The 13,319-nt window shown below is 66.4% G+C and carries 11 protein-coding genes; 7 read left to right on the top strand and 4 right to left on the bottom strand.

Annotated features, from left to right (window positions below; genetic code table 11):
• Window positions 1–38 precede the first annotated feature (38 nt).
• On the bottom strand, window positions 39–1,568 hold the full coding sequence (locus R5H19_RS00115; RefSeq protein ID WP_318156943.1) for an aldehyde dehydrogenase: 1,530 nt from the start codon (window positions 1,566–1,568) through the stop codon (window positions 39–41).
• Window positions 1,569–1,729: 161 nt separating this feature from the next.
• Here R5H19_RS00115 and R5H19_RS00120 point away from each other — a divergent pair, with 161 nt between their 5' ends.
• From R5H19_RS00120 to R5H19_RS00145, 6 genes are all read left to right on the top strand, one after another.
• A complete protein-coding gene (locus tag R5H19_RS00120) occupies window positions 1,730–2,503 on the top strand; it encodes a GntR family transcriptional regulator (protein ID WP_318156944.1) in 774 nt (257 codons plus the stop codon).
• 34 nt (window positions 2,504–2,537) lie between these two features.
• The gene (locus R5H19_RS00125) at window positions 2,538–3,764 is read left to right on the top strand and encodes an MFS transporter (RefSeq protein ID WP_318156945.1); all 1,227 of its coding nucleotides are present in this window, start codon (window positions 2,538–2,540) and stop codon (window positions 3,762–3,764) included.
• A gap of 228 nt (window positions 3,765–3,992) precedes the next feature.
• Entirely contained in the window at window positions 3,993–4,271 is a 279-nt protein-coding gene (locus R5H19_RS00130) for a hypothetical protein (RefSeq protein ID WP_318156946.1), read from the top strand.
• Window positions 4,272–4,287: 16 nt separating this feature from the next.
• Window positions 4,288–5,166, top strand: a complete 879-nt coding sequence (locus R5H19_RS00135; RefSeq protein WP_318156947.1) for an SDR family oxidoreductase — start codon at window positions 4,288–4,290, stop codon at window positions 5,164–5,166.
• Window positions 5,167–5,194: 28 nt separating this feature from the next.
• Window positions 5,195–6,418, top strand: a complete 1,224-nt coding sequence (locus tag R5H19_RS00140; RefSeq protein WP_318156948.1) for a methyltransferase domain-containing protein — start codon at window positions 5,195–5,197, stop codon at window positions 6,416–6,418.
• A complete protein-coding gene (locus R5H19_RS00145) occupies window positions 6,411–7,580 on the top strand; it encodes a class I SAM-dependent methyltransferase (protein ID WP_318156949.1) in 1,170 nt (389 codons plus the stop codon). The genes R5H19_RS00140 and R5H19_RS00145 overlap by 8 nt, the downstream gene beginning before the upstream one ends.
• Before the next feature lie 28 nt (window positions 7,581–7,608).
• Here R5H19_RS00145 and R5H19_RS00150 read toward each other — a convergent pair whose 3' ends face one another.
• Window positions 7,609–8,850 (bottom strand): CaiB/BaiF CoA-transferase family protein, encoded by a 1,242-nt coding sequence (locus tag R5H19_RS00150; protein WP_318156950.1) that lies wholly within the window; start codon window positions 8,848–8,850, stop codon window positions 7,609–7,611.
• 1 nt (window position 8,851) lies between these two features.
• Window positions 8,852–10,033, bottom strand: coding sequence for an acyl-CoA dehydrogenase (locus R5H19_RS00155; RefSeq protein WP_318156951.1), 1,182 nt, complete (start codon window positions 10,031–10,033; stop codon window positions 8,852–8,854).
• 183 nt (window positions 10,034–10,216) lie between these two features.
• Between R5H19_RS00155 and R5H19_RS00160 the strand changes: the two genes are divergently transcribed.
• Complete coding sequence (locus R5H19_RS00160; RefSeq protein WP_318156952.1) at window positions 10,217–11,134, top strand: LysR substrate-binding domain-containing protein; 918 nt, start codon at window positions 10,217–10,219, stop codon at window positions 11,132–11,134.
• A gap of 73 nt (window positions 11,135–11,207) precedes the next feature.
• Here the strand turns inward: R5H19_RS00160 and R5H19_RS00165 are convergent, their stop codons facing one another.
• Window positions 11,208–13,205, bottom strand: a complete 1,998-nt coding sequence (locus R5H19_RS00165) for an FAD-dependent oxidoreductase (protein WP_318156953.1) — start codon at window positions 13,203–13,205, stop codon at window positions 11,208–11,210.
• Window positions 13,206–13,319 lie beyond the last annotated feature (114 nt).

Here is a 13,319-nt window from a genome sequence, read left to right on the forward strand (position 1 = left end):
TACTAATATGATATTAAAGCACGACAAGCTTCACGTTTTCAGGACGGCGCCTGGCCGGTACCGATCGGGCGCATCGTGACCGGGCCCAGCGGGATGGTGGTGGTCCGGGGTTCGGTGAAGAATTCCACCGTGCCGCGCAGGCCGTCGCGACCGATGCCCGACTGCTTGAAGCCGCCGAACGGGGCGCGCACCTCGCGCACCATCGAGGTGTTGATCAGGATCGTGCCGGCGTTGATCCGCTGGCTGATGCCCATCGCCTTGGTGACGTCCTGGGTCCACACATAGCCGACCAGGCCGAAGTCCGAGTCGTTGGCGATCGCGATGGCTTCTTCCTCGGTGTCGAAAATGAGGAAGGTGGCGAACGGCGCGAAGATTTCGTCGCGGCACACGCGGGCCTGGTTGTCGGGCGCCAGCACGGCGGTGGGCAGGAAGTAGTAGCCCTTGTCGAAACCGGGCGCACGCGTGCCGCCGACCAGGATCTGCGCACCGTCTTCACGCGCGATATCCACATATGACAGCACGCGCTCGTAATGTTCGCGGAAGGCCATCGGCCCGATCTCGGTATCCGGTGCCAACGGGTCGCCTACCTTGATCTGCTTGACCCGCTCCACGAAGGCGGCGATGAAGCGGTCGGCGATCGGGCGCTGCACCAGGATGCGCGAACCGGCCAGGCACTGCTGGCCATTGTTGGAGAAGATGCTCAGCAGTGCGCCGGTCAAGGCGGCGTCGAAGTTCGCGTCTTCCAGGATGATGTTGGCCGATTTGCCGCCCAATTCCAGGCCGACCTTCTTCAGCCCGCCCGAAGCCGCGGCCATGATGCGCTTGCCGGTGGCGGTGCCGCCGGTGAACTTCACCAGGTCGATGCCCGGGTGGCTGGCCAGTGCCGCGCCGGTGACCGTGCCGCGACCGTTCACCAGGTTCACCACCCCGGGCGGCAGGCCCGCCTCGTGCATGAGCTGCACCAGGCGGAAGACCGACAGCGGGGTGAACTCCGAAGGCTTGATGACGCAGGTGTTGCCGAACGCGATGCACGGCGCGATCTGCATCGAGGCCAGCGACATCGGTGAATTCCACGGCGCCAGGATCGCGGCCACGCCGACCGGACTGTGCGTGACCAAGCTCAGGTACTGCTCGTTCTGCTGGTAGGTTTCGCCGCTGAGGGTGTTGGCGATGTCCATCGCGAACTGGAAATTGTCCGCGATACGGGACATCTTGCGGCCCCGGATATCCCATAGCGGTATGCCGGTATCCAGGCAATCGAGGTAGGCGAGCTCCTCGGCGTGCGCCAGGATGGTGTCCCGCACCTGGCCCATGATGCGGCGCTTGGTCGCCAGCGGCAGGCGCGGCCAGGGGCCGGTGTCGAACGCGGCCCGGGCCGACCGGACAGCTTCGTCGACGGCGGCGGCATCATCCTCGACCAGCACGGTCAGGGCAGATTCGTCGGCCGGATTGACGATGCGCATCTGGTGGCCCGCCCCCGCCGCCGCGACCCGGCCGTCGACGATACGGGTGATCAGGGACGGTACGTGAAAAGAGGTGGCGGCGCTGGCGGGGGATGGCTGGGGCATGCTGGGCTCCGAACAGTGCAAACGGTATGTTTGCATAATGACATATTCACATGACTGGATGCTCTGTTACAATTTCACCTGTCCAGCGGCTGTGAGACGATGCCGCTCCTGGCGCTGTCCAACCCGCGCGCCAACCCAATATCGAATGGAAGGGATCCCCCATGTCCGTGGAAAGCATCAAGCCGCCCCGTTACCAAGCGGTCTATTCCGCGCTGCGCGGCTGGATCATGGACGGGACCTACCCGCCGGGCTCGCGCCTGCCATCGGAATCGACCCTGTGCGAGACCCTCGGGGTGTCCAAGGTCACCACGACCAAGGCGCTCAACCTGCTGGTGCAGGAAAAACTGCTGATCCGCATCCAGGGCAAGGGCACCTTCGTGGTCGACGACGTGGCGCTGGCCATCGGCGTTGGCGACATGAACCAGCTCATGCGCCGCACCGAGCGGCTGTACCACCATTCCAAGGTGGGTCACGTGGAGATCCGGACGGTCGTCGCCGACGAGCAGGTCTGTACGGACCTGCAGATCGACCCTGGCTCGGAAGTGCAGGAAGTCTCCTACGTCCGCTTCATCGAAGGCGTGCCGGTGGGCTATCGCATCTCCTATGTGCCGTTGAAGCCGGAGCTCAAGATCAGCGAGGCGGACGTCTCCGGATTGCCGCTGTACCTGATGCTGGAAAAACGCGGCATCCCGGTGTCCGGCGCGCACCATATCGTGGGAGCCTGCCTGGCCGATGCGCACAAGGCTGCGTTGTTGAACATCGTGGTCGGCGCGCCGCTGGTGCGCATCCGGCTGATCGTGCTGGACCAGCACGACGTGCCGATCGAGCGCAGCACCGCCTACTACCTGGCCGACCGCTACGAACATCACGTTTATCTGGCCCGCCACGAGGGCGACGACGAACTGACGACGCCGTCGTCCGACGCCGCCGAATGACGCGGGTCACGCGTGCCTGTGGGCGCTGCCGAAGATGAACTTCGGCCCGTTGCGCTCGCTGCTTTCGGAGCGCGACTACGTCGTCTACATCACCGGCACCGCGATTTCGCTGACCGGTACCTGGATCCAGCGCATCACCATTGCGTGGCTGGTCTGGGAGATGACGGGTTCGCCGTTCTGGGTCGGGCTGACGGCCGCCTCCGATTTGCTGCCGACGCTGGTCGGGGCGTTGTACGGCGGGGTACTGGCCGATCGCCTGGACCGGCTGCGTTTCCTGCAGATTTGCCAGGTCGTGTGCGCCGTCATTTTGTGCGGCCTGGCGCTGGCCTATCACCTGGACGCGCTGACCCTCGGCTTGCTGGTCGGCCTGCGGGTCTGCCTTTCCGGCAGCATCGCGCTGGCCCATCCGACCCGTATGGTGCTGCTGGTGGAACTGGTCGGCCACAAGAACCTCAATGCCGCGGTGTCGTTCGGCTCGGTGGTGTTCAACATCGCCCGCACGGTGGGGCCGGCACTGGCCGGCGTGCTGATCGCCTACGGCGGTTTCGCGCTGGCGCTGGTGGCCAATGCGCTGTCTTTCCTGGCGATGGCGGTGGCGATCGCCTTCATCGGCAGGGCCACGCCCGCGACGCGTCGTTCGGCGCAGGACGAGTCGCATGTGCTGGGCGAGATCGTACTGGCCTGCCGTTACATCACGGCGCACCACGCGTTCAGCGCGATGTTCGTGCTCTATATCGCCTACGTGTTGACCGCGCGGGCGATCGAGGACTTGCTGCCGGCGTTCGTGGAGACGCTGTTTGCCGGTGGCGTGCAGAGCGTGGCCATGCTCATTTCCGTGCTTGGCGTGGGCAGCATCATGGGCGGCGTGTGGGCCTCGGGCAGGGCCATGATCGGGCTCACCCGGGCCATGCTCGTCGCCGGTGCGCTGCAGGCGGTCAGCCTTGCCGGGTTGGCGATGGCCCGCAATTTCCCGGCGGCTTGCGTGCTGATTTTTCTGGTGGGCTTCTTCACTGTGCAGTTCGGCACCGCCGCCCAGACGCTGGTGCAGTCCTCGGTCTCGGACGCGATGCGTGGCCGGGTGATGAGCCTGTGGTTCATCATCCTGCGCGGCGTACCCGGGGTGGGCGCCTTGATGATGGGCACGGTCGCCGAGTTGGTGGGGATGGCAGGCGCCTTCCTGGCTGGTGCGGGCGGCTGCCTGCTGGCGTGCGGACTCGCTTGGCGCGGCCGCCACAGCCTGGCGCGCGATCTGGAGCGCTGAGCCGACTCCGTCCGGAGGGCCGCGGCCGATCGGAACTGATCGCGCAGCCCTGCCGGATGCGTCGCGAACCGGCGAAGTGGCGGCCGGAGTTTTGCGCGGTGAGGCTCCGCATGCTTGCTCGGTCGCCATGATCGGTCGCCGCCGCTGGCGCCGAGGCCTGGAGTAGTTGAGTGAGGTTATGTTAGTATGTTTTCATATCAACATAACTATCAAGACAAGGCCAGCGTCATGTCCGCAGCACTGTCCATTCCCAAGAAAGTGAAAGGCAAGCCGTCGGTGTTCTTCAAGGATCCGGCGATCGACCAGGTCATGACGTTCTTCATTGAACTGCTGACCGAAGTGTCGGTCCTGCGCGACCGCCTCGATACGCTGGAGCGTGTGCTGGCGGAGAGCGGCGTAATGGTCCCCGACGCCATCGAAACCTTCGTGCACGACGAGACCAGCGAGCAGCGGCGCGCGGCCGAACGCAAGGCGCTGCTCGAACGCGTCATGCGGATGAATGGCTGATGCCACGGTACCGCTCGTGAGCGCTCCACTGCCCGGGCGCCTCGCCGGCAAGGTCGCGCTGGTCACCGGCGCCGGCCGCCGTGGCGGCCTGGGTGCCGCGATCGCCCGGCGTTTCATCGAGGAAGGTGCCGACATCGTGCTGACCGATCTGGGTCGGCCTGCAGGTCCGTTGCTGGATGGCGACAACATCGGCACGTTGGACGAGATGCACGCGGTGGCTCAGGGCCTGATGGCCGCGGCCCGGGCGGCAGATTCGCCCGGACGCGTCCATGTGTCGGCTTGCGATGTGCGTGACGAAGCCGCGGTCGCGAAGACCGTGGCCGAAACCGTCGCCGCGTTCGGCCAGATCGACATCCTGGTCAACAACGCCGGCGTGGGCTTCGTCATGCGGCCGCTGATCGAGCTCAGCATGGAGGAGTGGAATCTGGTGCAGGAAGTGAATCTGCGCGGCCCCTTCCTGTTCACCAAGTACGCCGGCCGGCGCATGGTGCAGCAGCACGAAGGTGGCTGGAGCGGCGGGCGCATCATCAATATCGCCAGCAAGGGCGCCAAATCCGCGATCGCCGATTTCGGCGCGTACGCCGCTTCCAAGCACGGCTTGCTCGGCCTGACCCGGGTGGCCGCGCTCGAGCTGGCCAGGTACGGCGTCACCGTCAATGCGGTATGCCCCAATCACGTCACCACCGGCCTGGGCGCGCGGCAGAACCAGCATCGCGGCCAGCGCATGGGAAAAACCGTGGACGAAGTGCTGGCCTATCGCGCCACCCAGGTACCGCTGGGTCGGTTGGGCCGACCCGAAGACACCGCCGAGGCGTGCGTCTTTCTGGCGTCGGAGGCGGCCAGCTTCATCACCGGCGAGGCAATGAATGTCTCCGGTGGCGAGGAAATGCGTTGAACGTCGACCAGCAAGGAATACCAGCGACATGATACAAGCCGAATTCACCCGTGCGTCGCCCGTGCGTGGGCAGATATCCAGCATCGACGACCTGTTCCGGCCGACGCACGACGAACGCACGCGCCAGCACTTCATCAGCGTATTGCGCAACTACGCCAAGAGCACGATGCGCGATGCCATGGCGCAGTCCTATGAGGAGAAGTTGCGCCCGGACTACATGGCGCGGCACGGCTCGGAGCCTGCCGACGGCGCCGAAATCGAGCGGCTGATGGAGGACGACATCTACTACAAAATGTACAGCGTCGTGCGCTACAACGCGCAGCGGATGATGTACCAGTCCACGCTGGCGCCGGTCGAGCGCGAGCTGCCGGCGATGGTCGAGTTCGCCCGCGAAATTGCCCGCGAGCGCCCGGCGGGCGGCAGCCTGCGGCTGTCGCCGACGCTGGAAATTCCGCGCTACGTCAGCAGATTGGACGTCCATCTGATTCCCGGCGGTTTCCACACCGAATACGTGCCGGACGACGTGGCGCAGGGCGTGATCATCGATTTCGGTGGCCGGGTATCGCGTGGCGCGAACACCTACCGCAACAAGGATTCCGGCGGCGTCGGCCGCTCGATCGCCTATTGGCTGTCACAGAAATTCCCCGCGCTGGCGCAACCGGACGTCCTCGACCTCGGCACGCAGTCGGGCAAGAACCTGTTGCCGTACGCCGACGTGTTTCCCGGCGCTTCGATGCACGGCGTGGACGTCAGCGCACCGGCGCTGCGCTACGGCCACGTCAAGGCCGAGTGTCAGGGGCGGCGCGCGCACTTCAGCCAGCAGAATGCCGAGTCGATGGATTTCCCGGATGGCTCGTTCGACATCATCGTTTCCAGCTTCTTCTTCCATGAGCTGCCGGTGGCCGCCACGCGCCGGATCCTGGCCGAGTGCCATCGACTGCTGCGTCCCGGCGGGGTGATGGCGCACATGGAGTTGCCGCCGCAGGACCAGTGTGACGCCTGGCTCAATTTCTACTGGGACTGGGACGCCAAGCACAACAACGAGCCTTTCTACATCGACTTCCGCTCGCAGGACCTGGCCGGCCTGGCCGTCGAGGCCGGTTTCGCGCGCGAGGATTTCTTCACCACGACCGTGCCCGACGTCACCACGTTCGAGATGTCGCGCTATCCCGCCTTCCTTGCCGGCGAGATCGATGCGCCGCTGCATGGCCGTGGCGGCTGGTTCATTTTTGGAGCGACCAAGCATGCCTGAGACCACCCGTGCGCCGCAGCCCATGCCCGCCCTGTCGGCGTTGATGCGGGCGCAACCGCACGACGTGCGCGCGCGCGGCGATTTCGTGCTTGCCCTGAAGAGCTGGGCCGTGCGCGATTGCGCCAGGCTCGTGCATGCTCACTACGACGAAAGGATCGCGCCTGCCCTGGAGCGCGACGGCGCGCTCTCCAACACCAGCGCCGAGGACCGCCGACGGGTCAAGCACGAATTGAGCGGCGAGCTGATTTTCCAGCTGTGGTGCAAGCTGTCGTACGAATCGCAGGGCATGAAGTGGGAGTTCGTCGATCGCATCGTGCACCAGCATCTGGAGACACTGCAGCGAGCCGCCGACGACTACCTCACGCGCGAGCAGCCACTCGGTTCGCTGACCCTGAACCCGGATCTCGAGCTGCCGGCCAACATCCATAACAACGAAATCCATCGCCAGCCCCGCGGCTTCACGTTCGAGTATCACGATCGCGATATCTCGGCCGGCGCGCTCTACAACATGGGCGCGTTGATCGGCCCGGCGGTGGCCGCCGGTCGTGGCCGGCTGAGTCGGGGCCGCTCCGCCGGGGACTTCCTGTGCGAGCTGGTACGCCAGCGCTTTCCCGAGCTAGAGCCGCGCGACGTGCTGGAAATCGGTTGCGGGACCGGCCGCAACACGCCGGCGTACAAGCGGACGTTCCCGGAAGCCCGCGTGCAGGCGGTGGATTGCGCGGCCGGCCTGTTGCGCTGGGCGTTCGTCAGTGCCGAGAGCCAGGGCGTGGCCATCGATTTCTCGCAAATGGACATCACCTGCATGGCCTTCCCCGACGCCAGTTTCGATCTGGTGGCCTCGCACATCGTCGGCCATGAGACTTCGAAGAAGCACCTGCCGCTGATGATCGCCGAGGCCTGGCGCGTGCTGCGCCCGGGCGGGGTCATGTTCCACATGGACGTGCCGATCCAGCGCGGGCGCATCGACCTGTGCGACCAGGTGCTCAACGATTTCCAGGTGCGGCATAACGGCGAGCCGTTCTGGACGGGTTGGATCGATGCCGACATCCCCGCCCTGATGCGCGCCGCCGGCGTGCCCGACGCGTGCGCGTTCGTCAGCTACGACAGCCCGCCGGAACGCAATTCACCGTGGTACTGCTACGGCGCGCGCAAGCCGTTGTGACGACAGCCGTCCGCGACATTGCCGGACCTCAGATGACGGCATCGTCGCGCAACCGGCCGATACGTTCGGCGTCCAGACCCAGCCATTCGGCCAGCACGGTTTGCGTGTGCTCGCCCAGGCGCGGCGGCGGCAGCCGATACGTCACCGGCGTATCGGACAGGCGGATCGGGTTGGCCACCAGCGGCACCGAACCCGCCCACGCGTCCGGCAACTCGATGCGCAGGCCGCGTGCCACGACCTGCGGGTCGGCGAACACCGCATCGAGCCGGTTGATCGGTCCGCACGGCACTGCTTGCGATTCCAACAACGCCATCCACGCATCGGTCGTGCGCATCACGGTCGCCTGCCGCAGCAGCGGAATCAAGGCCGTGCGATGGGTTACCCGCTGGGAGTTGGTGGCGAAGCGGGGATCGCTCGCCCACTCCGGGTGGCCGGCCGCGGTGCAGAAACGTTCGAACTGGCCGTCGTTGCCGATCGCCAGGATCATGTCGCCATCGGCGGTGGGGAAATCCTGGTAGGGCACGATGTTCGGGTGGGCGTTGCCCATCCGTTGCGGCAGCATGCCGCCGGCGAGGTAGTTGGACGCCTGATTGGCGAGGCAGGCCACCTGCACGTCGAGCAGGGCCAGGTCGATGTGCTGGCCCAGCCCGGAGTGCTCGCGTTCGACCAGCGCGGCCTGGATCGCGATGGTGGCGTACAGCCCGGTGAGGATGTCGGTGAGTGCCACGCCAACCTTCTGCGGGCCGGCGCCGGTTTCGTCGTCGGCGCGACCGGTGACGCTCATCAGGCCGCCCATCGCCTGGATCAGGAAGTCGTAGCCGGCGCGATGCGCGTACGGACCGGTCTGGCCGAAGCCGCTGATCGAGCAGTACACCAGCCGCGGCGCCAGTTGGCGCAGGCTGGCGGCATCGAGACCGTATTTGACCAACCCGCCGGGCTTGAAGTTTTCCAGCACCACGTCGGCCTTGTACGCCAGTTCGCGTGCCAGCGCCTGGCCACCGGCGTGGGTCAGGTCCAGCGTGAGCGAGCGCTTGTTGCGGTTGGCGCAGAGGAAGTACGCGGCCATGTCGGTGTCGTTGCCCGCGGCATCACGCTGGTAGGGCGGGCCCCAGTGGCGCGTGTCGTCGCCCTGGCCCGGGCGTTCGACTTTCACCACATCGGCGCCCAGGTCGGCCAGCATCTGGCTGGCCCAGGGGCCGGCCAGCACGCGTGACAGATCGAGGACGCGGATGCCGGTCAGCGGTGCGCGGCGTGCGGTAGGCGTGCCCATCTCAGTTGGCGAACGCGGCGATGCCGGTGATGGCGCGGCCCAGGATCAGGGCGTGCACATCGTGCGTGCCTTCGTAGGTATTGACCACTTCCAGGTTGACCAGGTGGCGGGCCACGCCGAATTCGTCGCTGATGCCGTTGCCGCCGAGCATATCGCGGGCGAGACGGGCGATCTCCAGTGACTTGCCGCAACTGTTGCGCTTCATGATCGAGGTCAGCTCGACCGCGGCGCTGCCCTCGTCGCGCATGCGGCCAAGTCGCAGGCAACCCTGCAGGCCCAGCGCGATCTCGGTGAGCATGTCTGCCAGCTTCTTCTGCACCAGCTGGTTGGCCGCCAGCGGCCGACCGAACTGGTGGCGTTCGGTGGTGTAGGAGCGGGCGCGCGCGAGGCAATCCTCGGCGGCGCCCAGCGCACCCCACGCGATGCCGTAGCGTGCGCTGTTGAGGCAGGTGAACGGCCCCCTCAGCCCGCGCACATCAGGGAACGCGTTCTCTTCGGGACAGAACACCTCGTCCATGACCACTTCGCCGGTGACGCTGGCGCGCAGGCCGACCTTGCCGTGCAGGGCAGGTGCCGACAGGCCCTTCCAGCCTTTCTCCAGCACGAAGCCGCGAATCACGCTCTCGTCGTCCTTGGCCCAGACCACGAACACGTCGGCGATCGGGCTGTTGGTGATCCAGGTCTTGCTGCCGCTCAACGCATAGCCGCCGGTTACCTTGCGCGCGCGGGTGATCATGCTTCCCGGGTCGGAGCCGTGGTTGGGCTCGGTGAGGCCGAAGCAGCCGATCAGTTCGCCGGTGGCCAGCCCAGGCAGATATTTCCGCCGGGTTCGCTCGTTGCCAAAGGTGTGGATGGGCAGCATCACCAACGAGGACTGCACGCTCATCATCGAGCGGTAACCGGAATCGACCCGCTCGATTTCGCGCGCGATCAATCCGTAGGAAACGTAGTTGAGGCCCGCGCCGCCGTAGCTTTCGGGGATGGTGACACCGAGCAGACCGAGCGCGCCCATCTCGCGAAAAATGGCCGGGTCGGTCAGCTCGTGGCGAAACGCCTCGGTGACCCGTGGCGCCAGCGTGACCCGCGCATAGTCGGCAGCGGCATCGCGGATCATTCGCTCCTCGTCGGACAGCTGGGCGTCGAGGCGAAGCGGGTCGTCCCACTGGAAAGCAATCTTGGTCATGACGGTGCGCGCTCAACCGGTTGGTGGGAGTATCCGGCCATCCTAGGAAGGCACCGCATGATGGGCAAACGAAAGTTGTGCACCAAGATATGATTTTCCAACATGCATGAAATGGATGGTGCCAATTTATGCAGGATTTCTGCGGTAGCATCGATATCATTCCACCGTTTTTGACATATCACCGTGAGAAAGCTGCCCACCTTCCAGTCCCTGCAATGTTTCGAGGCGGCCGCGCGGCATGAGAGCTACACCCGTGCGGCGGCGGAGTTGGCGCTGACCCAGGGAGCGGTGTCGCGCCGGATCGCGAGCCTGGAGGGCTTCCTGGGCGTCAGCCTGTTTCGGCGTACACGCCACGGCGTGCGGCTCACCGAAGAAGGCGCGGCCTATGCGCGAAGGATCAGCGGCCGTCTGGACGGCCTGGAGCGCGACACTCTCGATGCGATGGCGCGACAGGGCGCCGGCGGTTCGATCCGGCTCGCCTCGGTGCCGACCTTCGCCACGCGTTGGCTGGTGCCGCGGCTGCCGGCGTTTGCCCGCGACTACCCGAACATCACGGTGCATATCGAAACGCGCACGCGGCCCTTCCTGTTTGCCGAAACCGGGCACGACGCGGCGCTGTATGCCGGCACCGCCACGCAAATGGCGAACTGGCCGGGCACTCGCGCCTTGCCGCTGATGCGCGAGGACGTGGTGCCGGTGGCCAGCCCGACCCTGCTGTCCAGACGCGCGCGCTGGACCCCCGCAGCAATCGCCAAGGCACCGTTGCTGCAGCAGACGACCCGGCCCGAGGCCTGGCGGCAATGGTTTGCGGCGATGGGCGTCGAGTCGCCCGCGGCACTGGCCGGCCCCCGCTACGAATTGTTCTCCATGACGGCGATGGCCGCGGTGGCCGGGCTCGGCGTGGCGCTGGTGCCGAGGATGCTGGTGGTGCCCGAGTTGGCGCGCGGGGAGCTGGTGGTGGCCTGTGACAACCCCCTGCCGGGCGATCGCCATTACTACGTGGTGGTGCCGGAATCCCGCGCCGGTGATCCCACGCTGCAGGCGTTCAGCACCTGGTTGCAACGCGCGACGGGGGTAGTGGCGACGCCGACTGACGATTGATCGAGACGGCGGTGCGACCCTCTTCGCCGCCCGGCCGTGGATCGAATCGTCGCGCCACGTTTCGTATGGACGGCTAAACCGTTTCGCCGATGTGGTGACCGGCCTGTGTCGCCATCAGCACCGTACCCGGAATGTGGCAGTCGCCGACCCGATGCACCTCGATGCCGTGTGCGCGCAACGGTTCGGCCAATGCGTCGTCGGGCAGGCGCGGCGTGGCGTGGCACAACAAGGCCATGTTCTCGATCCGCACTTCATGGCCGTTGATCCGGTTGCGGATATGCACGATGCCGTCTTCGAGGGCCTCGTCGATGCGCGGGTCGCTCAGCAGGTGGATGTCGATCTGCTTCTGGTAGAGCCGCCGGTAAATGCCCTGGCGGTTGACCAGCGGCTCGTCGGCGGCCAGGCCGGGCCGCGGCGTCACCAGCACCACCCGTTCGAACAGGCCGTGCAGCAGTTCGGCGGTGGCGTAGGTGAACGCGGTGTGGTCATGGTCGTACAGAATGGCTGCACCGCTTTCGCGGCCGCGCCGGTGCAGCAGGTTCGCGGCGGCGGTGCGCACGTCAGGGAAGAAATCGGGATCGCGCCATTCCTCCGGAATGAAGTCCGGCCACGCCGGGGTCGAGCCGGTAGCGAGGATCACCGCGTCGGGATTGAACGCGAGGCAATCGGCCAGGCTGGCGCGCACGCCGTGTTCGATCCTCACGCCGTGGTGGTGCGCGCGCAATACCTGGTAGTCGTAAATGCTGCTGAGGCTTTCGCCGCCGGGCAGTTGCGCGTGTAACCGGGTCTTGCCGCCGGGTTCTGCGCCGGCACTCAGCACGGTCACCGCGTGACCGCGCGCCGCGGCCACCCATGCGGCCTCCATCCCGGCGATGCCGCCGCCGACGACCAGCACGCGGCGCGGGCGCGGCGCCCGCCTGGCCTGCCAGGTTGCTTCGTCCGGCGTGCCGAGTCGAGGGTTGTTGTCGCAGGCCAGCTTGAGGCCGGCGTTGATGGCGCCCCAGCAGGTATTGCAGGACACGCAGTAGCGGATCGTCGCTTCGCGGCCGCTGCGCGCCTTCTCGCCCCACGCAGCGTCGGTTACCAATGGTCGGGCCAGCATGACTAGGTCGGCCTGGCCGTCGCGCAGGATGCGCTCGCCTTCGTTGGGGTCGGTGATCAGGCCCAGCGCGCCGATGGCGATGCCCGGCGCCGCGCGGGCCAGGTTCGCGATGCGGTTGATGTATGGCGTACGCGGCCCGTGCAGGTCCGGCAGATGCCAGTCCAGCGTGTCCGAATGGGCGCCCCAGCACCAGGTGAGGTAATCCACTTCGCCGGTGGCGTGGACGTGTCCCGTGATTGCCACGGCCGTCTCGTGATCAATGCCGCGTGGCATGCCGTCTTCGCCGGGCAACTTCACGCCGATCAGAAAATCCGGCCCGCACTCGCTGCGCAGCGCGGCGATCAGCTCAGTCAGGATGCGGCTGCGGTTGGCCACGTCGCCGCCGAAGCGGTCGCTGCGCTGGTTCGCGGCGGTGGCCAGGAATTGGTGGAACAGATGACCGTGACCGGCGGAGATCTCGACACCCGCAAAACCCGCGTCACGCAATACGCGGGCGCCCAGCGCGAAGCCTTCGAGCAGGCCCTCGACCTCGCCCGTAGTCAGCGCGCGGGGAATGGTCCAACTGAGGTCGTCCGGCAGCGCCGAGGCGCCGATGGCGGAATGGTTGCGACCGGGCTGATGGCGCCCGCGGCCGGGGTCCTGCACCTGGCCGAGCAGGTGCGAGTCGTGCGTACGCACGGCGGCGGCCCAGCGTTCCAGCAGCGGGCGATTCTGCTCGCGGTGCACGAAGACCTTGTGCGGGCTGAGCTGCTGCGGCGCCAGATTCATGGTCTCGGTGATCAGCATCGCCGCGCCGCCCTGGGCGCGGTTGGCGTGGTAGTCGATCAGCCGCTGCGAGACCAATCCGTCCACCGCGTAGCGGGTGGACATCGACGCATGTACCAGTCGGTTCTTCAGGCGCGTGTTGCGCAGTTGCAGCGTCGCGAACAGGTGAGGGTAGGCGCAGGTGCCGGCGGCAGTTTCGGACATGGCGCGAGGTGTTGTCATCATAAAAGTATAATGACATATTAATACATCCAATTATGTGACCGATCTTCAGAGCCGGTCCTCTGCTCGAGGTTCCGTTTCCATGCCTACGGCCGA

This window comes from Rhodanobacter sp. KK11 (assembly GCF_033345435.1).
Taxonomy (GTDB): Bacteria; Pseudomonadota; Gammaproteobacteria; order Xanthomonadales; family Rhodanobacteraceae; genus Rhodanobacter.

Bases quoted from the DNA above. Each gene is read 5' to 3' on its own strand.
- R5H19_RS00150 (WP_318156950.1), bottom strand. From the start codon at position 8,850: ATGGGCACGCCTACCGCACGCCGCGCACCGCTGACCGGCATCCGCGTC.
- R5H19_RS00140 (WP_318156948.1), top strand. From the start codon at position 5,195: ATGATACAAGCCGAATTCACCCGTGCGTCGCCCGTGCGTGGGCAGATA.
- R5H19_RS00155 (WP_318156951.1), bottom strand. From the start codon at position 10,033: ATGACCAAGATTGCTTTCCAGTGGGACGACCCGCTTCGCCTCGACGCC.
- R5H19_RS00120 (WP_318156944.1), top strand. From the start codon at position 1,730: ATGTCCGTGGAAAGCATCAAGCCGCCCCGTTACCAAGCGGTCTATTCC.
- R5H19_RS00130 (WP_318156946.1), top strand. From the start codon at position 3,993: ATGTCCGCAGCACTGTCCATTCCCAAGAAAGTGAAAGGCAAGCCGTCG.
- R5H19_RS00165 (WP_318156953.1), bottom strand. From the start codon at position 13,205: ATGTCCGAAACTGCCGCCGGCACCTGCGCCTACCCTCACCTGTTCGCG.
- R5H19_RS00145 (WP_318156949.1), top strand. From the start codon at position 6,411: ATGCCTGAGACCACCCGTGCGCCGCAGCCCATGCCCGCCCTGTCGGCG.
- R5H19_RS00115 (WP_318156943.1), bottom strand. From the start codon at position 1,568: ATGCCCCAGCCATCCCCCGCCAGCGCCGCCACCTCTTTTCACGTACCG.
- R5H19_RS00125 (WP_318156945.1), top strand. From the start codon at position 2,538: ATGAACTTCGGCCCGTTGCGCTCGCTGCTTTCGGAGCGCGACTACGTC.